19 protein-coding genes and 2 pseudogenes are annotated in these 21,331 nt (G+C 71.4%); 19 read left to right on the top strand and 2 right to left on the bottom strand.

The genetic code is table 11. The features are described 5' to 3' along the window. Positions 1–54: 54 nt before the first annotated feature. Positions 55–1,296, bottom strand: coding sequence for an SUKH-3 domain-containing protein (locus ACGFH9_RS24060; protein ID WP_393223117.1), 1,242 nt, complete (start codon positions 1,294–1,296; stop codon positions 55–57). A gap of 78 nt (positions 1,297–1,374) precedes the next feature. Between ACGFH9_RS24060 and ACGFH9_RS24055 the strand changes: the two genes are divergently transcribed. The 15 genes and pseudogenes from ACGFH9_RS24055 (at position 1,375) to ahcY (ending at position 16,614) form a co-directional block, all read left to right on the top strand. Continuing rightward, positions 1,375–1,797 carry a YbaB/EbfC family nucleoid-associated protein gene (locus ACGFH9_RS24055; protein WP_393223114.1) on the top strand — a complete coding sequence of 141 codons (423 nt, stop codon included), beginning with the start codon at positions 1,375–1,377 and terminating at the stop codon, positions 1,795–1,797. Then, a complete protein-coding gene (locus ACGFH9_RS24050; RefSeq protein WP_393223111.1) occupies positions 1,794–2,126 on the top strand; it encodes a hypothetical protein in 333 nt (110 codons plus the stop codon). Before ACGFH9_RS24055 ends, ACGFH9_RS24050 begins: the two co-directional genes overlap by 4 nt. A 16-nt stretch (positions 2,127–2,142) precedes the next feature. After that, positions 2,143–6,114 (top strand): toxin glutamine deamidase domain-containing protein, encoded by a 3,972-nt coding sequence (locus ACGFH9_RS24045; RefSeq protein WP_393223108.1) that lies wholly within the window; start codon positions 2,143–2,145, stop codon positions 6,112–6,114. Then, positions 6,086–6,382 (top strand): hypothetical protein, encoded by a 297-nt coding sequence (locus tag ACGFH9_RS24040; RefSeq protein WP_393223105.1) that lies wholly within the window; start codon positions 6,086–6,088, stop codon positions 6,380–6,382. Before ACGFH9_RS24045 ends, ACGFH9_RS24040 begins: the two co-directional genes overlap by 29 nt. 179 nt (positions 6,383–6,561) lie before the next feature. Further along, positions 6,562–6,986: pseudogene (locus ACGFH9_RS24035) on the top strand (DUF664 domain-containing protein). Then, complete coding sequence (locus ACGFH9_RS24030) at positions 6,986–7,642, top strand: tetratricopeptide repeat protein (protein ID WP_393223102.1); 657 nt, start codon at positions 6,986–6,988, stop codon at positions 7,640–7,642. The pseudogene ACGFH9_RS24035 and the gene ACGFH9_RS24030 overlap by 1 nt, the downstream one beginning before the upstream one ends. 85 nt (positions 7,643–7,727) lie before the next feature. After that, positions 7,728–7,979: a hypothetical protein gene (locus tag ACGFH9_RS24025; RefSeq protein ID WP_393223099.1), complete on the top strand. Its 252-nt coding sequence runs from the start codon at positions 7,728–7,730 to the stop codon at positions 7,977–7,979. Between the two features lie 102 nt (positions 7,980–8,081). Then, positions 8,082–8,579, top strand: a pseudogene (locus tag ACGFH9_RS24020) (endonuclease V); the annotation flags it as partial. Between the two features lie 105 nt (positions 8,580–8,684). After that, positions 8,685–9,722: a hypothetical protein gene (locus tag ACGFH9_RS24015; RefSeq protein WP_393223095.1), complete on the top strand. Its 1,038-nt coding sequence runs from the start codon at positions 8,685–8,687 to the stop codon at positions 9,720–9,722. 69 nt (positions 9,723–9,791) lie between these two features. After that, on the top strand, positions 9,792–11,177 hold the full coding sequence (locus ACGFH9_RS24010; RefSeq protein WP_393223092.1) for a phosphomannomutase/phosphoglucomutase: 1,386 nt from the start codon (positions 9,792–9,794) through the stop codon (positions 11,175–11,177). Positions 11,178–11,238: 61 nt separating this feature from the next. Beyond that, complete coding sequence (locus ACGFH9_RS24005) at positions 11,239–11,424, top strand: Trm112 family protein (protein ID WP_007455824.1); 186 nt, start codon at positions 11,239–11,241, stop codon at positions 11,422–11,424. After that, the gene (locus ACGFH9_RS24000) at positions 11,421–12,617 is read left to right on the top strand and encodes an SIS domain-containing protein (protein WP_355239761.1); all 1,197 of its coding nucleotides are present in this window, start codon (positions 11,421–11,423) and stop codon (positions 12,615–12,617) included. The genes ACGFH9_RS24005 and ACGFH9_RS24000 overlap by 4 nt, the downstream gene beginning before the upstream one ends. A 58-nt stretch (positions 12,618–12,675) precedes the next feature. Continuing rightward, positions 12,676–13,683 (top strand): cation diffusion facilitator family transporter, encoded by a 1,008-nt coding sequence (locus ACGFH9_RS23995; RefSeq protein ID WP_393223088.1) that lies wholly within the window; start codon positions 12,676–12,678, stop codon positions 13,681–13,683. A gap of 4 nt (positions 13,684–13,687) precedes the next feature. After that, on the top strand, positions 13,688–14,851 hold the full coding sequence (gene manA / locus ACGFH9_RS23990) for a mannose-6-phosphate isomerase, class I (protein ID WP_393223085.1): 1,164 nt from the start codon (positions 13,688–13,690) through the stop codon (positions 14,849–14,851). A 263-nt stretch (positions 14,852–15,114) separates the two neighbouring features. Beyond that, a complete protein-coding gene (gene ahcY / locus ACGFH9_RS23985; RefSeq protein ID WP_393223082.1) occupies positions 15,115–16,614 on the top strand; it encodes an adenosylhomocysteinase in 1,500 nt (499 codons plus the stop codon). A gap of 164 nt (positions 16,615–16,778) precedes the next feature. Here ahcY and ACGFH9_RS23980 read toward each other — a convergent pair whose 3' ends face one another. Beyond that, positions 16,779–16,931, bottom strand: coding sequence for a hypothetical protein (locus ACGFH9_RS23980; protein ID WP_355239768.1), 153 nt, complete (start codon positions 16,929–16,931; stop codon positions 16,779–16,781). 169 nt (positions 16,932–17,100) lie between these two features. Here ACGFH9_RS23980 and efeU point away from each other — a divergent pair, with 169 nt between their 5' ends. The 4 genes from efeU (at position 17,101) to mtrA (ending at position 21,327) form a co-directional block, all read left to right on the top strand. Further along, positions 17,101–18,054 (top strand): iron uptake transporter permease EfeU, encoded by a 954-nt coding sequence (efeU, locus tag ACGFH9_RS23975; protein WP_393223078.1) that lies wholly within the window; start codon positions 17,101–17,103, stop codon positions 18,052–18,054. Between the two features lie 25 nt (positions 18,055–18,079). Next, positions 18,080–19,213 (top strand): iron uptake system protein EfeO, encoded by a 1,134-nt coding sequence (gene efeO / locus ACGFH9_RS23970; RefSeq protein ID WP_355239773.1) that lies wholly within the window; start codon positions 18,080–18,082, stop codon positions 19,211–19,213. Positions 19,214–19,238: 25 nt separating this feature from the next. Continuing rightward, entirely contained in the window at positions 19,239–20,516 is a 1,278-nt protein-coding gene (efeB, locus tag ACGFH9_RS23965; RefSeq protein WP_393223075.1) for an iron uptake transporter deferrochelatase/peroxidase subunit, read from the top strand. A gap of 121 nt (positions 20,517–20,637) precedes the next feature. Beyond that, positions 20,638–21,327 (top strand): MtrAB system response regulator MtrA, encoded by a 690-nt coding sequence (gene mtrA, locus ACGFH9_RS23960; RefSeq protein WP_007455837.1) that lies wholly within the window; start codon positions 20,638–20,640, stop codon positions 21,325–21,327. Positions 21,328–21,331 lie beyond the last annotated feature (4 nt).

Genomic DNA, 21,331 nt, shown 5'->3' with positions numbered 1-21,331 from the left:
GTGGCACGCCTATGTCCGGGGGTTCCTCGAACACCCTGATGGTCGATCGACGCGCTAGCCGGCCGCCCAGGTGCCGTCGTCGCGTACGCGGGCGGGAGCACGGCCCAGCAGCAACGTGGTGAGCGCGGCGTCGATCGTGTCACCGAGGAACCAGTCGCCGGCCTGGTCGAGGGCGAAGATCCGGCCTCGCTCGTCGACGGCGAGGATGCTGTCCTGCTGTTCGGTGCCGATCGGAAAGAGCCGTACGCCGAGCACCGCACCGAGGTCGGCGAGCGTGTCTGCGGTGTGCGCGATCATGTGCGGGCGGATGTCGAAACGGGAGATCCACACCTGCTCGCCCGGGCCGCGCCGGGCACCCACCAGACTGGGGAACGCGGTCAGCGCCTCCACGGCAGCGGGAAAGACCTCGTGCCGATGGGTCCGGCCCGGGACGGCGGTGACATCGCGTACGCCGGCGGCGGCCATGATCTGATCGCCGATGTGCGGGCGCCACCCCGCCGCCACCAGCGCGTTCGCCACCTCCGGCAGGAAGCGGCCCGGATCGGGGTCGAGCTCGGCCGGTGCGAGCCACGTCTCGGTGTAGGCCCGCGCCGACTCCGGCAGGACGTTGGCGCGTACCAGGAACGCGGTGCACGAGTCACAGGGCAGTTCGGCAGCGCCGCCGGCCGGGTCTCCCGGCTCACGAATCCGGAAGATCTCGAAGCGCGCGGCGTCCAACAGTGCCGCCGCCTCGGCCCGCCCCATCGGCTCGATGCCCTCGGCGGCCCGGCGGTGGTCGTACTCGTGCAGCACGTCGGAGATCACGATCAGCTCGGCGTGGCACTCGACGCCGCGGACCAGCTCGCCCGGGGGCCTCTCGTCCAGGTAGCCGCGCACGAGCGGGTGGTGGTTGAGCATGGCGGCTCCTCGGGTGCCCTGGGCCGTCCAGATGCGACCGTCGAGGGTCAGGTGCGCCACCGTGTTCGGCGTCAGACCTCGATGGATCTCCCGGATCAGCAGGCTCGACGCGTCGACCGTGCGCGGCGCGGTCGGCCCGCTGGGCTGACTGCGCCGGTACAGGTCCGCCACGAGGGTGCTCGGCACCCGGGGCCAGGTGGTGACCTTTCCGGTGCGCTTGTCGATGACGGTGGTCGGCAGATCGCCGGGGATCGCCCGCGCCGCGCCCGACACGATCGAGGTGATGACGAAGCCCAGGTCGAACTCGTCGACCACCGGGATGCACTCGTGGCCGAGGCGCTGTGAGTCGCGTCGGGCCCAGGCGGACGCGAGCTGCTCAGCCTGCTGACGGTCGATCACACACCGAAACTACCGGACTACGCGGATCGATGGCGGCCGGTATGGTCTTGGATACCGACGGTGACGTGAGGAGTGGCGGTGAGCGAACGCGCGGACCGGGACGCCAATCGCGAGCTACGAGCCCGATTCGACGACGTGTACGGCCAGTACCAGCAGCTCAGGTCTGGTTTGGACACTCTGCGGGCGCGCCTCGCCCAGCTACGGGTGACCCGGCGCTCAGCCGACGGCCACGTCACGGCGACCGTCGGCGCGCAGGGCCAGCTGATCGAGGTCGTGCTGGCCCCGGCCATCTACCGGGACCGCGACGCCGAGGCGCTGAGCCGAAAGGTCACCGAGACGGTGCACGCCGCCGTGGCGGCCGCCACCCAGGCCACCCAGGATCTGGTCGCCGAGACCATGCCCTCTGGCTCCGGCTCGGCGGAGTTCCTGCGTACCGGCGATTTCGGCACGTTGCTCGGCCGTGCCGACGCCGTGCTCGGCCGACGCGAGGGGCCGGCATGACGGACGGCCAGCTCTGGCTCGACGCGTCGCGGGCTCGGCGCGGTGGCGCCGACCTGGCCCTGTCCGGTGAGGCGGTGACGGCCCGCCGGGCGTCCGAGGGCGGCGAGATCGAGGCCGCCAGCGGTGCCCGTCCGTGGGGGCGTGACGACATCGGCGGCGCGTTCGAGCAGAGCTACCGCGGCATCGAGCAGACCGTGCTGCGTGCCTGGGCGGGCGTCGGCCAGCGGCTCACCGAGCTGGGCGTTGACGTGGTCAGCGCGGTCGACGCGAGCGTGCAGGCCGACCAGAGCAGCGCCGCCCGGCTCGACCGGGCCGCCGACCAGCGCTGACGGCGGGACGATCCGAATGAGCGTGCTGCCCAGCCCGATCCCGCACCCGCTGGACTACGCGCCCTGGGACGTGCCCGGCTGGATCTACGAGGCCCTCGACTGGGTGATCGGCGTGCAGTGGCCCGAGGGCAACGAACGGGCCGTCTGGGACCTCGCCGACCGGTGGTACGCGGTCGCCGCCGTCCTCGCCGGCCCGCACGCCGACGCCGCCGCAGCCGCCACCGAGGTACGCAGCGGATACGGCGGTGTCGGTGCCGTCGACGCCGCTTTCGAGGCGGCCTGGCGTGGGATCGCCGAGGGCGACGACGCGCCCCTGCCGGTGCTGCTCGCGGTCACCGCCGACCTGGGCCGCCTGGTCGAGGAGTGCGGCTGCGACATCGAGGGTGCCAAGATCGAGGTCTGGATCGAGCTGGGCATCCTGGTCGTCGAGCTGCTCTCGGTGGCGGTGGCGGCGTTGCTCACCGCGGGTGCCGCGTCGCCGGCGGCCGGCGCGGCGGTCACCGCCACCCGGCTGCTGATCCAGCAGATCTTCAAGCGCCTGATGGGTCAACTGGCGAGCAAGGCTCTGCGGCGCGGGCTCAAGGAGGCTGGTGAGCGGGCAGCCAAGGAGGTCGCCAAGGGTGGCGCGCGCGGGCTCGCGAAGCGGGCCACCCGGGAAGGGCTGGAGGAGGCGGCCGAGGAGTCCGGGATCAGCCTCGCCACGCAGGCGTACCAGAACTCGACGGGCCGGGCGCACGGCGTCGACCTGATTGACCTGGGCGCGTCGGCGGTCGGCGGGCTCGCCGGGGGAGCGGTCGCGCCGCTGGCCGGTCTGGGCCGCCACGCGACCGGCCGTGCGGCACGCATCGGCGAGCACCTGGGTCGGGAGATGACCGGCGAGATGCTCGCCGAGAGCGCCGCCAGCATCGCCACCGGTCAGGGCCTGACCTCGGTGGACGATGTGGTGCGTGCCGCCGCGTCCGGCGTCACCGGATCGACGACCGCGCAGGCCGACCACGCCTTGCAGGCGCGCCTGCGCGCACAGGCCGACGCGCTGGCCGGGGCATCCCTCAGCGGCCCGCCGCTGCCGATCCCGCAGGCACCGACTCCCGAACTGGCGGGACACGGATCGTCGCCCGCGACCCTGCCGGTTCCCGCGGCGCATGGTGACGGCGCGGCGCGGGCAGTGCCCGGGTCGGATGTCCTCGGCGCTCCGGTGCCGACAGCCTCCGAGGCCGTGGGATCGGCGGGTGGCGAGCAGAGCACGAGTCCGACAGCGCCGACCGTCGAGCGCGATCCGGTGCTCCCGACCGTAAACGGCGACCCCGTCCTCTCGGACGTTGCGGAACCGGGGCGTCCTGCTGGCGCGGCAGCCCTCACGCTCTCGGCGGTCTCCACGCCCGCGGCTGGCGCCATCGATGCGGTCGGCGGGCCAGCCGTCGAGGCTCCTCCGTCCGGCTCGACGGGTGGTCCCGCCCCCGCTGTCTCGTCGATTGGCCCGGTCGGGGCTACCCCGGCCACTGTCTCGTCGGCTTCCCTGCCGTCGTCGGTCCCACTGGCTTCGTCGAGCGGGGCGTCGGTGGGGGTGGCGCCTCCGGTCGGCGTGGCGGCGAGCGCTGCGGGCCCGCCCGCCGGTCCCGCCTGGACGACCACCCCCGCGGTGATGTCCCCGTTCACGTCTCCCGGGCCGGTGGTCAGCGCCCCCGACACCGTCACCGGGCACGGCGGGGTCGCGACCCACGTGCTGCTCGGTGCGCCGGAGGGCCGACACTCAGCACCCGAGCGGCCCGCGACGCGGGAGACGCCCGCACCGGCCCGCGTACCCCGACAGAGGGCCCGAGGTCGCGCTCCGGTGCCCGTCGACGTGGTGGCGTTCGGCGATCCGGCGGTGTCGACGACCGACGTCAACGACTGGTACGCGGCCCAGTGGGTCGCCGAGGCGGAGGCCGCCGAGCGGCGGCGCTACCAGGGCCACTTCGAGTCGCAGCGGATCGGCTTCGAGAACAACCGCCGGCAGGTCGAGGCCGCCCGTCTGCGGACGCGGGCCGAAGAACACGACCGCAGGGCCGTCGAGTACGCCAACTACGCCCGACACCTGCACCAGACCGGTCACCGGCAGTGGGCCGACGGCTGGCAGCGGGCGGCGAACGACGAGACACGCGCGTACGCCCACTGGCGTGACCTGGCCGACGACGTGCTGGCAGGCGTCACGGCACCCCCGGTCGTCGACCTGGTCGACGGATCGTTCACGCACGCCAACACCGACGTCGGCGCCCTCGCGCTCGGCGCGGTGGAGACCAGCGGTCCGTCCCGGCTCACCGGCGACGACGTCCCCCCGCCGATCGACGACACCCGCCCGTACGGGCAGCCGGGCGGGCTGCGGCCACCACTCGCGCTGCACCAGGTCGACGTCGAACGGCAGATGCCGCGTGAGCGCGACGGCACTGTCCGACATACCGCCGATCCGCGCCAGGGCGGCTGGTTCCGTCTGCTGAACGACGGCGGCCCGCAGGCCGACGCCACCCGGGGCATCAACTGTCTGGACTGCACCCTGTCGCTGTTCGAGACCTGGGTGCACGGGCGACCTCGGGTGTCCGCGCCGCGCACCTTCGACGGCTACCTGGACGGTGACATCCGACGACCGATCCGCGGCGAGGCGGGCGGCCCGGGCCGGGTGGAGGACGTCACCGGTGGCCGCTTCCAACGCGTACTCGCCCCCGGTCAACTACCAGACCCGACGCAGGCGCGGCAGGGGTATGCCAACCTGCGCGACCAACTGCTGCTGGGCGGCCACGGCAGCTACGCGTTCCTGATCACCGAGTGGGCCGGCGGCGGCTCACACGCCTGGGTGGCGCTCAACCAGAACGGCACGGTGCTCTACGTCGACCCGCAGACCGGGCTGGTGCGCGACCGGCCGCTGTATCCCGACGTAGTGGGCATCGACGCGCTGGTGCTGAGCGGAGACGGTCGGCCGATGCCGCTCGGCGGGCTGCCGCGGGGCCGGTTCAGTGAGCGTCCCGACCTGCCGACCCATCCACCCGGCTACGACGACGGCGGCCACGGTGACCCGTACGTCAACCGTATGTACCTGTTGCTGGACGGCCCGGGCTCGACGCCGGACGCCCTGTCGTCCCCGTCGGACGGCGGCGGGTCCGAGTCCCTGGCTGCCGATCTGAAGCAGCTCACGGCGACTGAGTGGACGGGATTGACCGAACTTCGTGAACGTGCGCGCGCCGTTGCCGACCGGGTCGAGAACGCGCTGGATCAGGCAGGCCAGGACGTGTCCGAGGCCATGCGCCTGACTGAGCCGGTGCGGTTGCGTGACCGCGGGTTCCGCGTCAAGAGCTTGGACTCGCTGGCTCGGAAGTATCTGGACGAGGCCCGGGGTTTGTCGGTCGGCGTCGAGGAGTTCGCGGAGACCGTCAACGACGTTCTAAGGTTCCTGTTCGAGGTGCCGCCCGGTGTTGGCTACGGGCGAACCGTCCGGCTGATACTCGCTGCCCTCGTGGAGGCCGGCTTCTCCGTGCCCGAGGGTGCCCTGAAGAACTTCTGGCGGGTGGGCAACAGGTTCTACGGATTCAATGGCACCCTCCGAACGCCCGACGGGATCCTCATGGAACTACAGTTCCACACCCCCGAGTCGAGGGAGGCGTGGCTGCGGACCCATGACGACTACGAGATCCTGCGACGGCCCCCGATCCGACCGGAATCGCATCCTCAGGCATTTCTGCGGATGCTTGCCCTCAACCGTGAGCAGCGGTTGCCCGAGCACGTCCCACCCGGTCTGGGGGAGGACTTCCCGCCCAAGGACGCGAGTTTCGCGAAGTGGGTGAGTCGTAACAGGGGAGCGTGGCTCAAATATCAAGCGTGGCTGGAAAGTCAGGGCACCAACTTTGCGCAGGCGGTGCAGGAGTTGGGTCTGAAGCGTGGGGACTTCCCGGTCGACGCTGACCTCGTTGCTCAGTTGGGGAGAGATTTTGTTGACCTATTACGTGATCTACCGGAATGACGAACGCGTGGGAGGTCCGGCTGGTCTGTTCGTCATGGATTCGGGTGCCGGCAAAGCCGTGCTCTGGGATCACCGAGCTCGCGAATGGGCGGTCGACACGGGGCTCGTGGTGCGTTTCGTCAATGACGATCGGAACATCGACCGTTACGAGACTGTTGACCGCGCGGAGGCAGAAGGGGTGGCCGCGGTGGTCACTGGCGGGGGCCGTTTGCCCGACGAGGACCGCATCCACGCCCTCTTCGCCGCAACTCCCGCTGACGGTCGTTAACCATCGTCAGGTCGCATCATGGCGGAGCCTGAGCCGGCTCGCCTTACCCGTCATCCGAACATGGCGGACTGCGCGACCCGATCATGGCTCCGCGCGTGCGCGTCGAAGGCGCTGATCAGGCCGTGAAGCCTGCTGTGCAACCAGTTGCCGCACCGCTGTCCATCGACGAGAGTCGCCGCATGGCTGATTCAGGTGCCGAGGCGACGACCTCCGACGACGAACCCACCCGGACCTTCGGTTGGTCGTACCTGTTCGTCCATCCGGACGACGACCCGCGCTCGGACGGCAACTTCGCCGACGAGCGGAGCGTTCTGGTCGAGTACCTGCGCGACCAGCGCCTCACGTTCGAGCTCAAGTGCGACGGGCTGAACGCTGAGCAGTTGGCCCGACGGGCGGTCCCACCGTCGACGATGTCGCTGCTCGGGCTGATTCGTCACCTGGCCGAGGTGGAGCGCGGCTGGTTCCGCAGGACGATGGCCGGCAACGCGACGGCAACGTCATCGTGCTGCGCAGGCTGTTGGTGCACATGATCGAGGAGTACGCGCGGCACAATGGCCACGCCGATCTCCTACGCGAGCGTATCGACGGAAGGGTGGGTCAGTGATGGCCGAAGGGTTCGACGTCCGGTTGACGCGGGCGCAGGAGCGCTACGAGCAGGCCGTCTTCGGGGGTGACGCCACGTCGTTGGACGAGGCCGAGCGGGATCTCGTCGCGTTGGAGGCGGACACTGCCCTGGCCCGTGGGCGGCTGTTGCACGCCCGTTTCCTCGAGACCGGCGTGGAGGACGCGGCCGAACTGCCGTTCTTCGAGCGGGCGGCGCAGCTCTTCCGCGAGCTGGGTGACGCCCGTGGCGAGGGTGAGGCGCTGTTCTGGGTGGGCACGGTCCACCAGGTGATCCGGCAGGACCAGGCCCCCGCCGACCCGGCCTTCGCCCGGGCGCGAGAGCTGGCGACCGAGGCGGGGGACGAGCTGACCCTGTCGTACGTGTTGCGGCACCTCTGCTTCGGCGAGCAGGCCGCCGGCCGGGTCGAGGCGGCGCGGGAGTTGCTGGAGGAGTCGACGCGGCTGCGCCGGAAGTTGGGCTTCACTCCGGGAGTCGCGGCGAACCTGATCGGGCTGGCGGACCTGGCGGCGAGCGACGGCGACCGGGACGCCGCACGTGGCCTGCTCGACGAGGCCGCGTCACTGGCCACCAGCAGCGGCGCGCACGGTATCGCCGGTTGGATCGACGAGGCCCGCGACGAGCTGAAACTCGCCTGACAGCGGTTGGGCGAGCGGGTCCCGGAGCGTAGCGCTCGGCTGCGGGCGCTCCCTTCTGTTTGGCCATGCCCATTAACATCGTTCCATGGCGAGATCCACTACTGGCGGTAGCAGGTCCGGTTTCTGGGCGTGGGTGGTCGGCCTCGTGTTCGGCCTGGCGATCGGTATCCCTTCGTTCGGCCCGAAGGGCGGGGTGGCGTTCGGTGTCGCCATGGCCGTCGTCGTTGGTGTGGCGTTCGGCGCTCCCTGGAGGCGAGTCGACGGCGGCACCGACGGGGAGTCTGTCGGGGCGTCGACTCCGGCCGAAGACGGCGACGCGAGCCGGTCCTCCCGTTAGGGCAGCTCGGAAACGAGGTGACCGCCGTGCCGTCGCCGAGCATGATCGGCTCGACATCGCCGAGGTCGGGGTGTCCGGGATTCGGGATACCGCGACATCACCGTGGATACGGCGGTCAGCGTCGGCCGGCCGGCGTTCCCCTACGTGCCGGGGTTGTTCGCCTTCCGCGAGGTGCCGGCGCTGCTTGCCGCCCTGGACACGTTGACGACAATCCCGGACCTGCTGGTCTGTGACGGGCACGGGGTGGCGCATCCGCGCCGGTTCGGGCTGGCCTGTCACCTCGGGGTGGTCACCGGGCTGCCCGCGATCGGGGTGGGCAAGACGCCGCTGGTCGGCGAGTGGGACGCCCCGGCCGCCGAGCGGGGTGCCTGGTCGGCGCTGCGTGACGGGGGTGAGGTGGTCGGCCGGGTGCTGCGTACCCAGGATGGGGTCAAGCCGGTGTTCGTCAGCGTCGGGCACCGGATGAGTCTGGAGAACGCCACTGCCCGGGTGCTCGCCCTGACGCCGCGCTATCGCCTTCCCGAGACGACGCGGACCGCCGACCGGCTCTGCCGGGACGCTCTCGCCCGGGCCGGGCGCGGCAGCGGAGGCGGGTCGTAAACCGTAACGCCGCACACATGCGGGGCGCTCTATGACAGGTGGCAAGGGTGCCCCGGTAGTAGCCTGTCCGGCGGACCCCGTCCGGGGAGAAACGGTGAGGTGATCATGACGCTGCGTCGATGTGCCGCACGGCTCGCGACGGTCTGCGGTCTGCTGGTCGGCCTGGTGATGCTCGGTGCGTCACCCGCGCTGGCCGACGAGGACTCGGTCCGTGTGGGTGCGGCCAGCAGCTTCGCCGCCGGAGGTTCTCCCCAGGGTGTGAACATCGCGGTTCGTAAGCGTTCGGGGGGATGCGTCGTGCTGCGCACGGCGCTGGGTCTGCGCCTTGAGGGTCTCCAGCCGGATCAGGTGGCGGTGCAGGTCAACACGGGCGGGCACTGGGTGCCGGTGAGCGTCTCCGGTGGCGGCGGCACCGTGACGACCGGGCAGACCTCGCCGGCCAAGCCGACGTTGTGCAAGGGCAAGAGCATCACGGTGCGGTACCGGGTGGCGTTCGCCGCCGGTGCGCCGGGTGGTCGGCTCTACGTGACCGGTGCGGGTCTCACCGCGACCGGCCAGCAGTTGGGGCATGGTGCCGATACGGCGAAGGTCGCCGGACGGGTCTCCCCGTCGCCCACCCCGACGCCGTCGAAGAAGCCCACTCCGAGCCCCACGCCGACCGAGGTCGCGGCAGCGAGCGAGGTGGTGGACCCGGCCGCGTCGGATCCGGCCGGTGTCGCGCCCTCCACGACCGCCGTGGCCGCCGAGTCCGGCGGTGGTTCGCCGATCATGTTCGTCGGCATCGGGCTGGTGGCGATCGGTCTGCTGCTGATCGTGCTGCTGGTCCGCCGCTTCCGGCAGGACCGCACGCCGGCGGATGAGCAGGGCCCGCTGCCGGGCAACCCCGGTGGCACCACCTACCGCGCCGGCGGTGGGTCGCCGGCCGTGCCCGGTCACCCCGGCCCGGTGTACGGCCAGCAGCCACCGACGGTGCCCGTTCCCCGGCCCGCCCCCGGCGGCGTGTACGGAGCGCGACCCGCCACGCCTTCGCCGGACGCCACTCAGTTGCTGCCGGGTGCCCCCGGTGCTCCGGGTGCTCGCCCGGGGCCCGACGACCCCGACGGCGGCGATCACACCGTGTTAATGCCCCGGCTCCCCGGCTGAGCGGGGCGGGGCCCGGCCGCTCCGATACGCTCAGGTTCGTTGGAAACCTGCGGCCAAGGAGCGGAACTAGTGTCTGATCTGTCCCAGATCGTCAAGGCTTACGACGTCCGAGGGACGGTGCCGGACCAGTGGGACGAAAGGGCCGCCGAGGCGCTCGGGGCTGCCTTCACCCAGCTGCTCAACGCCACTGACGAGCCTGGCGACGCCGTTGTCGTCGGTTACGACATGCGGGCCAGCTCGCCCGGCCTGGCGTCCGCCTTCGCCGCCGGGGTACGCGCCGAGGGGCGCTCGGTGATCGAGATCGGGCTCGCCTCCACCGACCTGCTCTACTTCGCCTCCGGCTCGCTCGGCCTGCCCGGGGCGATGTTCACGGCGAGTCACAACCCGGCGCAGTACAACGGCATCAAGATGTGCCGGTCCGGCGCCCGGCCCATCGGCCAGGACAGCGGGTTGGCCGAGATCCGCGATCGGGCGCAGGCGTTGCTGGACTCGGGGACGTCGCGCCCGGCGGGCGAGCCGACCCGGCCGGCCGAGCGGCGCGACCTGCTTCCCGACTACGCCTCGTACCTGCGCAAGCTGGTCGACCTCTCCGGCATCCGGCCGCTGAAGGTGGTGGTCGACGCCGGCAACGGGATGGGCGGCTTCACCGTCCCCACCGTCCTCGGCGAGACCGCCCTGTCGGCCCTGCCGCTGGAGATCGTGCCGCTCTACTTCGAGCTGGACGGCACTTTCCCCAACCACGAGGCGAACCCACTGGACCCGGCGAACCTGGTCGACCTTCAGCGTGCGGTGGTCGAGCACGGCGCCGACATCGGTCTGGCCTTCGACGGCGACGCCGACCGGTGCTTCGTGGTCGACGAGCGCGGTGAGCCGGTCTCGCCGTCGGCGATCACGGCGCTGGTGGCGGCACGGGAGCTGGCCAAACACCCGGGCTCCACGGTGATCCACGGTCTGATCACCTCCAGCGCGGTCGCGGAGATCATCCGTGAGCACGGTGGGGAGCCGGTGGTCGCCCGGGTCGGACACTCCTTCATCAAGGCCGAGATGGCCCGCACCAACGCCGTCTTCGGCGGGGAGCACTCCGCGCACTACTACTTCCGGGACTTCTGGTTCGCCGACACCGGGATGCTCGCCGCGATGCACACGCTCGCCGCCCTGGGCGAGCAGTCGCTGTCGCTGTCCGTGCTGGCCGGCGAGTACGAGCGCTACGTCGCCTCCGGCGAGATCAACTCTACGGTCGCCGACCAGGCCGCGGCGGTGGCCGACGTGCGGGCGGCGTACCCGGACGCGACGGCCGACGAGATGGACGGGCTGACGCTGCGTTTTCCCGACGGCGCCTGGTTCAACCTGCGCGCTTCCAACACCGAGCCGCTGCTGCGGCTCAACGTGGAGGCACCCACCCGCGAGCGGATGGTCTCGCTCCGGGACGAGGTGCTCGACCGCGTTCGCCGATAAGATCGCCTGCGCCGGTCGGCACCGCCGCCGGTGACCCCGCACTCGTGGAAGGAGCCGTGCCATGGCCCTGGATCCGCAGTTGCTCGAGATCCTCGCCTGCCCGGACACGCACCACGCCCCGCTCACGTACGACGCGGAGGCGCAGACGTTGACCTGCACGGAGTGCGGCCGGATCTTCGAGGTCCGCGACGACGTGCCGGTGCTGCTGCTGGACGAGGCCCGCGGCGGCCCTGGGCAGCAGTCATGATCGACGGTACGGCCGGGGTCAGCGGACGGCGCGACGCCGACGAGGCCCTGCTCGACAACCCGAACGCGCTGGCCGAGCACGACCCGGGCGACATGCTGCGGCACACCGCCTCGGGTGGCGCCCAGGTACGCGAGAGCGCCGCCCTGGCCGCCGAGGCGAACCTCGCGGTGCTCGCCGACGACGGGCGGCCACGCGCCGTGGTGATCGCCGGTATCGGCACCGCCGGGCGTACCGGTGACGTGCTGGCCACGGTCGCCGGACCGCGCTGCCCGGTCCCGATCATCGGGCACCGCAGCGCGGGCGTACCCGGTTGGGTGGGTGCCGCCGACGTGGTGATCGCGGTGAGCGCATCCGGTCGGAGCCCGGAGGCGCTCGGCGCCGCCGAGGCCGCGCACCGTCGCGGTGCCCGGCTGGTCGCCGTGGGCGCACCGGACTCGCAGTTGCAGTCGGTGGCCGAGCGGGCCCGCGCGCCGTTCATTCCGGTGCCCCGTCGGGCGCCGGCCCGGGCCAGCCTCTGGGCGCTCACCGTGCCGGTCCTGCTGGCGGCCCGGTCGCTCGGCCTGGTGAAGGTCAACGAGGCGGACCTGGCGGAGACGGCGGCCCGGCTCGACGCGGACGCCGACCGCTGCCGCTCCGCCGCCGAGTCGTTCGTCAACCCGGCCAAGTCCCTCGCGCTGGGCCTGGCCGGCTCGATCCCGATCGTGTGGGGCTCGTCGCCGCTGGCCACCGTTGCGGCCCGTCGCTTCGGCGACACCCTCTCCGCTAACGCCCGCTACCCGGTGGTCACCGGTGCGCTGGGCGAGGCCGGGCGGGGACGGGTCGGGCTGCTGGACGGCGTCTTCGGCGGCCTGGCCGAGGGGGAGCGGGACATCTTCGCCGACCCGTCGGAGGACGACGGCGAGGGCACACGGCTGCGGCTGGTGCTGCTGCGCGACGGCGGGCTCAACGCCGAGGACGACACGGACGAGCCACTCGCCGTCGAGGAGCGCCGCGCGGACGCGGTGCAGACCCTCGCCGAGCGCCGTGGCGTGCGGTGCGACGTGGTGACCGCCGAGGGCGGCTCGGCTCTGGAGCGGTTGGCCTCGCTGATCGCCGTACCGGATTTCGCCTCGATCTATCTTGCTCTGGCACATGGGTTGGACCCGATGGCCGTACCGGCCATCACCGAGATGAAGGAGCTGTCGAACCAGTGAACGAAAGCAGGGGGCGGCGCGGCACGAACGTCACCACGACGCGAAGCGGAGTGGTGGCGTGAGCGCGAACGGCGGGACGAAGGCGATCGTCGCCGCCCTGCTGGCCAATGTCGGCATCGCCGTCACCAAGTTCATCGCGTTCCTGCTCTCCGGGTCCTCGTCGATGCTGGCCGAGGCGGTCCACTCGGTCGCCGACTCCGGCAACCAGGGTCTGCTGCTGCTCGGCGGCAAGCGGGCCAAGCGCGCGGCCACGCCGGAACACCCCTTCGGGTACGGCCGGGAGCGCTACATCTACGCGTTCATCGTGTCGATCGTGCTGTTCAGCATCGGCGGACTGTTCGCCCTCTACGAGGCGTACCACAAGTGGTCGCACGCGGAGGGCATCACCGAGTGGCAGTGGCTTCCGGTGGCGGTGCTGCTGGCCGCGATCGCCATGGAGTCGTTCTCCTTCCGGACGGCGATCAAGGAGTCCAACCACATCCGGGGCAAGCAGTCCTGGGTGCGTTTCATCCGGCGGGCCAAGGCGCCGGAGCTGCCGGTGGTGCTGCTGGAGGACTTCGGCGCCCTGGTCGGTCTGGTCTTCGCGCTCTTCGGCGTCGGCATGACGCTGATCACCGGCAACGGCCGGTGGGACGCCGCCGGCACCGCGATGATCGGCGTCCTGCTGGTGGTCATCGCCATCGTGCTGGCCATCGAGACCAAGAGCCTGCTCCTCGGTGAGGGTGCCGAGCAGCAGGACCTCGCCGCCATCGAGCGGGCCATCACCGAGGGCCCCGAGGTGGAGCGGATCATCCACATGAAGACGCTCTACCTGGGCCCGGAAGAGCTGATGGTGGCCGCGAAGATCGGCGTACCGGCCTGCGAGAGCGCCGAGGCCCTGGCCCGCGGCATCAACGCCGTGGAGGCGCGTATCCGTACCGCCGTGCCGATCGCCCGGGTGATCTACCTGGAGCCGGACATCTACAGCGCCGCCGCCGCCGAGGCGGGCACCGGCGCCGCCGCCGACACCGCCGTACCGCAGCCGGAGGACGCGGCGGGCGAGGCGGTCGGGCGGCCCGGGGTCTGAGACGGTGGAACCGCTGTACGGACCGATCCGGGACTACGCCTGGGGGTCCCGCTCCGCCATCGCGCTGTTGCAGGGGCGGCCGGTGCCCAGCGCCGGACCGGAGGCAGAGCTGTGGCTGGGTGCCCACCCGGGCGCGCCGGCGAGCGTGGAGCGCGCCGGGGCCCGGGTGAGCCTCTGTGACCTGGTACGCGACCAGCCGGGGCAGTGGCTGGGGCAACGGGTGACCGACCGGTTCGGCACCCGGCTGCCGTTCCTGCTCAAGGTTCTCGCCGCCGACGCGCCGCTGAGCCTGCAGGCCCACCCGGACGCCGAACAGGCCCGAGCGGGGTTCGCCGCCGAGGCGGATCTTCCTCCGGGGGAGCGCAACTACTCCGACCCGCACCACAAGCCGGAGTTGCTGGTCGCGCTCACCCCGTTCGAGGCGCTGTGCGGGTTCCGCGATCCGGTGGAGTCGGCCGAGGCGCTCGCCGCGTTCGGCGTACCCGAGTTGGCGCCGGTGGTGGACGCGCTGCGGACCGGACCGGCTGGCCTGCGCACGGCGGTGGCGACGCTGCTCGGCTGGCCGGTCGCCGAGCGCGACGGGCTGCTGCGTGCCGTCCTCTCGTCGGCTGCCGACGGCCCGGACGCCGAGTTGGCCCACCGGCTGGCGAAGGCGTATCCGGGCGACCCGGGCGTGCTGGTGGCTCTGCTGCTGCACCACCTGCGACTGGTGCCGGGCGAGGGGATCTGGATGCCCGCCGGCAACCTGCACGCGTACCTGAGCGGCTGCGGCGTCGAGATCATGGCGGCCAGCGACAACGTGCTGCGCGGTGGCCTCACCCCCAAGCGGGTCGACGTGGACGAGTTGTTGCGGGTGCTGCGCTTCGAGGTGCTCGACGAACCGGTCCGTGCCGCTCGACACGTCGGCCCGGGGGTGGACTGCTGGGCGGTGCCGGTGGACGACTTCGCGCTGCACCGGGTGCGGGTCGGCGCTGCCGTGCCGGAGGCCACCCTGGCGCTGCCCGGCCCCCGGGTCGTGCTGTGCGGCGCGGGCTCGGTGACGGTCGACGACGGGGCGGGTGCTCTGACGCTGACGTCCGGCCAGGCGGCGATCGGCACAGCGGCCGGCGAGCCGCTGCGGATCACGGGTGACGGTGAGGCGTACGTGGCGACGTCGGGCCTGCGCTGACTCGACACAAGTCCGACTTTCCCGGAATAGCTTGACTCGGCTCTGGCCGAGTGTGACTCTATGGGTACGCAGCGTTATCGCGACGACGGTCCGGCAACGTGCGGGGAACCAAACCGGGGGGATGCGCGGGGCGGGCGGAGGCGGGCAGCAGGTCTGTCCACCACCGACCGCCCCGTGCGCTGTCCGCTGCCCGTCCCCCGGCGGCCGTCGTCGGCGCGCGTAAGGTGGAGGATCGGCGTAGACATCGTTCGACAGGAGCTTTCATGACCAGCACCCTCCCGGCGGCCGCCAGCGGCACGCCGTCCGAGGCTCGGCCGAGCACGCTCGCCGAGGGCGACTTCAAGGTGGCGGATCTGTCGCTCGCCGAGTTCGGGCGCAAGGAGATCCAGCTTGCCGAGCACGAGATGCCCGGCCTGATGGCGATCCGGCGGGAGTTCGCCGACGCGCAGCCGCTCGCCGGCGCGCGGGTTACCGGCTCGCTGCACATGACCATCCAGACCGCCGTCCTGATCGAGACGCTGGTCGCCCTCGGCGCACAGGTCCGCTGGGCGTCCTGCAACATCTTCTCCACCCAGGACCACGCCGCCGCCGCGATCGTCGTCGGCCCGGACGGCACCCCCGACGCCCCCGCCGGCGTTCCCGTCTACGCCTGGAAGGGCGAGACGCTGCCCGAGTACTGGTGGTGCACCGAGCAGGTGCTCCTCTGGCCGGACGGGCAGGGCCCCAACATGATCCTCGACGACGGCGGTGACGCCACCCTGCTCGTACACAAGGGCGCCGAGTTCGAGAAGGCCGGCGTCGTGCCGCCGGTCGAGTCCGCCGACTCCGAGGAGTACGCGGTCATCCTCGAACTGCTGCACCGCTCGCTGGGCGAGGACGGCCAGCGTTGGACGCGGGTCGCCGCCGGCATCAAGGGCGTGACCGAGGAGACCACCACCGGCGTGCACCGCCTCTACGAGATGCACCGCGCCGGCACGCTGCTCTTCCCGGCCATCAACGTCAACGACTCGGTCACCAAGAGCAAGTTCGACAACAAGTACGGCTGCCGGCACTCCCTGATCGACGGCATCAACCGCGCCACCGACGTGCTGATCGGCGGCAAGATGGCGGTCGTCATGGGCTACGGCGACGTGGGCAAGGGCTGCGCCGAGTCGCTGCGTGGCCAGGGTGCCCGGGTCGTGGTGACCGAGGTCGACCCGATCTGCGCCCTGCAGGCGGCGATGGACGGTTACCAGGTCGCCACCCTGGACGACGTTGTCGAGCAGGCGGACATCTTCATCACCGCCACCGGCTGCTTCGACGTCATCACCAACGAGCACATGGCCCGGATGAAGCACCAGGCCATCGTCGGCAACATCGGCCACTTCGACAACGAGATCGACATGGCCGGCCTGGCCAAGCGCTCCGACGTGGAGCGGATCAACATCAAGCCGCAGGTAGACCTGTGGCGGTTCGCCGACGGGCACGCCATCATCGTGCTGTCCGAGGGGCGTCTGCTGAACCTGGGCAACGCCACCGGGCACCCGAGCTTCGTCATGTCGAACTCGTTCGCCAACCAGACGATTGCCCAGATCGAGCTGTTCACCAAGACCGAGGAGTACCCGGTCGGCGTCTACGTGCTGCCCAAGCACCTGGACGAGAAGGTGGCCCGTCTGCACCTGGGCGCGCTCGGCGCGAAGCTGAGCACGCTCACCAAGGAGCAGGCCGCGTACCTGGGTGTCTCCCAGGAGGGCCCGTTCAAGCCGGACCACTACCGCTACTGATCGACGTCACCGAACCGGGTCGGCTGCACAAAGCCGGCCCGGTTCGTCGTACCCACAGCCCCATGTCCCCGCGATCTTGCAGTTTCTGTTGTGGATTTGCGGCGCTTGCCCCGCTATGGCCCAGAAAATGCAAGATCGCGGGGGTGTGGGTGTGGGGGTGGGGGTTAGCGGGGGCGGCGGCGGGTGGGGCGGAGCCAGGTCCAGGCGCACCAGGCCAGCCAGCCCAGTGACACGACGGTGGCTAGTGCTCGCTGGCGCAGGGCGCTGAGCAGCATCACCACGGCCAGCACCGCCAGCCACGGCAGGAAGGCTTTCACGACGGGGATCCTCGCACGGCCGGCCGGTGAACGGCGCACGACGGGGCGTCGAAGGCCAGGTCACGGGAAGAGTGAGCTTGCCATGAACAACTTGACGAGGCCCCTGAACTGGAGGAAGGTATGGCTGCCCTAAGTTAGCTGAGGCGTGCCTAATGAACACGGAGCTCGGATGTTCGCCACCTACCTGATCGGCCTGCGGGAAGGCCTGGAAGCAACCCTGGTGGTCAGCATCCTGGTCGCCTTCCTGGTGAAGTCGCAGCGCCGGGACCGGTTGCCCCAGGTGTGGGCGGGCGTCGCCCTGGCCGTGGTGCTCTCCGTGCTGTTCGGCTGGCTCATCGAGTACACCTCGACCTCGCTGCTGGCCCGATCCGAGGATCGTGAGCTGTTCGAGGCGATCACCTCCGTCGCCGCCGTGGTGTTCGTCACCTGGATGATCTTCTGGATGCGCAAGGCGGCCCGCACCATCGCGGGTGAGCTGCGCGGCAAGCTGACCGAGGCGCTGGCCGTCGGGTCGCTCGCCGTCGCCGGGATGGCCTTCCTCGCGGTGATCCGGGAGGGCCTGGAGACCGCGCTGATCTTCTACTCCGCCGCACAGGGCGCGGCCGGGGACAGCGGGCCGCTGCTCGCCCTGGTCGGCGGCATCGTCACCGCCATCGTGCTCGGCGTGCTGCTCTACGCCAGCGCCCTGCGGATCAACCTCAGCAAGTTCTTCACCTGGACCGGCGCGCTGCTGGTCCTGGTCGCCGCCGGCATCCTCAAGTACGGCGTCCACGACTTCCAGGAGGCCGGTGTCCTGCCCGGCCTCGGCGACCTCGCCTTCGACATCACAGGCGTGCTCGACCCGACCACCTGGTACGCGGCGCTGCTGGCCGGCATGTTCAACGTGACCCCCGCGCCCACCGTGCTCGAGACGATCGCCTGGATCGGGTACGCCGTGCCGGTCCTGGTGCTCTTCCTGCGCCCGACCCGCCGTACCGCGCCGGGCGCAACCACCGCGAAGCCTTCTGCGCCGGCGCCGGCCGCGGCTTCGGCACCCCCCACCACCACCACCGTCACCGAGCGCGGGGCCGACACCGGCGCCGAGGCCGAGGCCGAGGCGGCATCCGCGCCGCAACGTGCCTGACCCCCCACGAGGAGAGACAGCTCAGATGCGTACCACCCGATTCTTCGCGCTGGCCGCTGCCGGCGTGTTGGCGACGACCGGCATCGCCGCCTGCTCCAAGGACGACTCCGGTAAGTCGGACGCGGCGGGCGGCCCGATCGTGGTCAAGGCCACCGACACGGCCTGCGACGTCGCCACGACCGACCTCGGCGCCGGCACCGCCACCTTCAAGATCACCAACTCGGGCGCGAAGGTGACCGAGTTCTACGTGTACGCCTCCGGCGACCGGGTGATGGGCGAGGTGGAGAACATCGCCCCCGGGCTGAGCCGCGAGCTGCACGTCGAGCTGCCGGCCGGCACGTACGAGACGGCCTGCAAGCCGGGCATGAGCGGCAAGGGCATCCGGGGGGCGCTCAAGGTCAGCGGGTCCGCGCAGCCGCTGACCGCCGACGCGGCCCTGGCCGGCGCCACCGACAACTACCAGCGCTACGTCAAGAGCCAGACCTCCGCGCTGCTGGAGAAGACCGAGGAGTTCGTCGCCGCCGTGAAGGCCGGCGACGTGGCGAAGGCCAAGGGCCTCTACCCGGTCGCCCGCACCTACTGGGAGCGGATCGAGCCGGTGGCCGAGATCTTCGGCGACCTCGACCCCAAGATCGACGGCCGCGAGGAGGTCATCGAGGAGGGGATGGAGTTCACCGGCTTCCACCGGATCGAGAAGGACCTCTGGCAGTCCGGCGACATCAGCAAGGACGGTCCGATCGCCGACCGGCTGCTGGTCGACGTCAAGGAGATCGTGGCGAAGGCCAACGCCGAGAAGCTCTCGCCGCTCCAGCTCGCCAACGGCGCGAAGGAGCTGCTCGACGAGGTCGCCAGCGGCAAGATCACCGGCGAGGAGGACCGCTACTCGCACACCGACCTGTGGGACTTCGCCGCCAACCTGGAAGGTTCCAAGGCGGCGCTGTCCGCCCTGCGGCCCGCGCTGGAGCAGCGTTCGCCGGAGCTGGTCAAGCAGCTCGACACCGAGTTCGCGAACGTCGAGGCGCAGCTCGGCAAGCACCGCGACGGCGACGGGTGGAAGCTGCACACCGCATTGAGCAAGGCCGAGCTCAAGGAGCTCTCGGACGGCATCAACGCGCTCGCCGAGCCGATCAGCAAGGTCGCCGCAGTCGTCGCCAAGTGACCGGGACGCAGGGGGAGTCGAGTCGATGAGCGTACGCAGGTTGACCCGTCGGCGGGCTATCACGCTCGCCGGCGCGGGGGTGGCCGGAGTCGCCGGGGTGGCCGCAGGCGCGGGTGCGCTCGTCGGCGACTCCCGTGGCCCGGCGGCAGCCAGTGACCATCCGGCGGGCGCGGTGCCGTTCTTCGGCGAGCACCAGGCCGGCATCGTCACCCCGGCCCAGGACCGGCTGCACTTCGTCGCCTTCGACGTCATCACGAAGGACCGGGCCCGCCTGGTCGGGATGCTCGAGGAGTGGACGGCCGCCGCCGCCCGGATGACGGCCGGCCGTGACGCGGGTGTCCTCGGGGCGGTCGGCGGGATGCCGGAAGCCCCGCCGGACGATACCGGCGAGGCCCTCGGACTCCCGCCGTCGCAGCTCACCCTGACCATCGGCTTCGGTCCGACGCTGTTCCGCGATGCCGACGGGCGGGACCGGTTCGGGATCGCCGACCGCCGCCCGGCCGCCCTCGCGGAGCTGCCCAGGTTCCCCGGCGACGCGTTGCAGGCCCCGATCTCCGGCGGTGACCTGTGCGTGCAGGCGTGCTCCAACGACCCCCAGGTGGCGGTGCACGCGATCCGCAACCTGGCGCGGATCGGCATGGGGGTGGTCAGTGTCCGCTGGTCGCAGCTCGGCTTCGGCCGTACCTCGTCGACCTCCCGCGACCAGGCGACCGCCCGCAACCTGTTCGGCTTCAAGGACGGCACGGCCAACCTCAAGGCCGAGGAGACCGATCTGCTCCGCGACCAGCTGTGGGTGCAGCCCGGCGACGGGCCGGACTGGATGACGGGCGGGTCGTACCTGGTCACCCGGAAGATCCGGATGATCGTGGAGACCTGGGACCGGACCCCGCTGGCCGAGCAGGAGGAGATCGTCGGTCGGACCAAGGGCAGCGGTGCCCCGCTCGGGCGCAGCAAGGAGTTCGACGAGCCGGACTTTGCGGCACGCGGTGACGACGGCAAGCCGCTGATCGCCGAGCACGCCCACGTCGCCCTGGCCCACCCGAGCCGCAACAACGGCGCGCACCTGCTGCGCCGCGGCTACAACTTCGTCGACGGTTCGGACGGCCTCGGTCGGCTCGACGCCGGTCTCTTCTTCATCGCCTACCAGCGGAACCCGCGCCGGCAGTTCGTGCCGATCCAGACCCAGTTGGCCCGCCACGACGTGATGAACGAGTACCTGCGGCACGTCTCCAGCGGCCTGTTCGCGTGCCCGCCCGGTGTACGCGACGGTGGCGACCACTGGGGCCGGGCGCTCTTCGGCTGACCGGCGGCGCGACCCGTCCGAGCTGTGGTGGCGGCGGACCGCGTCGAGGGGGGATCATGAGGCTGTCCGTGCCGGGTGACGCCGGTCCCACCGATCTGAACGGGGATGCAATATTAATCCCATGAGAGCCCGGGTACTGGTGGTCGACGACGACCCCGCACTCGCCGAGATGCTCGGTATCGTGCTGCGCAGTGAGGGTTTCCTGCCCTCGTTCGTGGCCGATGGCGAGCGGGCGTTGGCCGCGTTTCGTGACAGCCGGCCGGACATTGTCCTGCTCGACCTGATGTTGCCCGGAATGAGTGGTATCGACGTGGCGCGGTCGATCCGTGCCGAGTCCGGCGTGCCGATCGTCATGCTTACCGCCAAGAGCGACACCGTGGACGTCGTCCTCGGGCTCGAGTCCGGCGCCGACGACTACGTGGTCAAGCCGTTCAAGCCGAAGGAGCTGGTGGCCCGGATGCGGGCCCGGCTGCGCCGTGGCGAGGACGTCGCGCCGGAGATGCTGACCATCGGTCCGCCCGGCAACCAGATCACCATCGACGTGCCCGCCCACACCGTCAGCCGCAACGACGAGGAGGTGAAGCTGACGCCGTTGGAGTTCGACCTGCTGGTCGCGCTCGCCCGCAAACCGCGTCAGGTCTTCACCCGCGAGGTCCTGCTGGAGCAGGTCTGGGGCTACCGGCACGCCGCCGACACCCGACTGGTCAACGTGCACGTGCAGCGGCTGCGCGCCAAGATCGAGCCAGATCCGGAGCGGCCGGAAATCATCCTCACCGTGCGGGGCGTGGGCTACAAGGCGGGCACCGGATAGCCTG

This window comes from Micromonospora sp. NPDC049102, from assembly GCF_043197485.1.
GTDB lineage: Bacteria > Actinomycetota > Actinomycetes > Mycobacteriales > Micromonosporaceae > Micromonospora.
This window is presented reverse-complemented; position numbering and strand designations above follow the sequence as displayed.

Bases quoted from the DNA above. Each gene is read 5' to 3' on its own strand.
- ACGFH9_RS24050 (WP_393223111.1), top strand. From the start codon at position 1,794: ATGACGGACGGCCAGCTCTGGCTCGACGCGTCGCGGGCTCGGCGCGGT.
- ACGFH9_RS24045 (WP_393223108.1), top strand. From the start codon at position 2,143: ATGAGCGTGCTGCCCAGCCCGATCCCGCACCCGCTGGACTACGCGCCC.
- ACGFH9_RS24030 (WP_393223102.1), top strand. From the start codon at position 6,986: ATGGCCGAAGGGTTCGACGTCCGGTTGACGCGGGCGCAGGAGCGCTAC.
- ACGFH9_RS24025 (WP_393223099.1), top strand. From the start codon at position 7,728: ATGGCGAGATCCACTACTGGCGGTAGCAGGTCCGGTTTCTGGGCGTGG.
- ACGFH9_RS24015 (WP_393223095.1), top strand. From the start codon at position 8,685: ATGACGCTGCGTCGATGTGCCGCACGGCTCGCGACGGTCTGCGGTCTG.
- ACGFH9_RS24005 (WP_007455824.1), top strand. From the start codon at position 11,239: ATGGCCCTGGATCCGCAGTTGCTCGAGATCCTCGCCTGCCCGGACACG.
- ACGFH9_RS24000 (WP_355239761.1), top strand. From the start codon at position 11,421: ATGATCGACGGTACGGCCGGGGTCAGCGGACGGCGCGACGCCGACGAG.
- ahcY (WP_393223082.1), top strand. From the start codon at position 15,115: ATGACCAGCACCCTCCCGGCGGCCGCCAGCGGCACGCCGTCCGAGGCT.
- efeU (WP_393223078.1), top strand. From the start codon at position 17,101: ATGTTCGCCACCTACCTGATCGGCCTGCGGGAAGGCCTGGAAGCAACC.
- efeO (WP_355239773.1), top strand. From the start codon at position 18,080: ATGCGTACCACCCGATTCTTCGCGCTGGCCGCTGCCGGCGTGTTGGCG.
- efeB (WP_393223075.1), top strand. From the start codon at position 19,239: ATGAGCGTACGCAGGTTGACCCGTCGGCGGGCTATCACGCTCGCCGGC.
- mtrA (WP_007455837.1), top strand. From the start codon at position 20,638: ATGAGAGCCCGGGTACTGGTGGTCGACGACGACCCCGCACTCGCCGAG.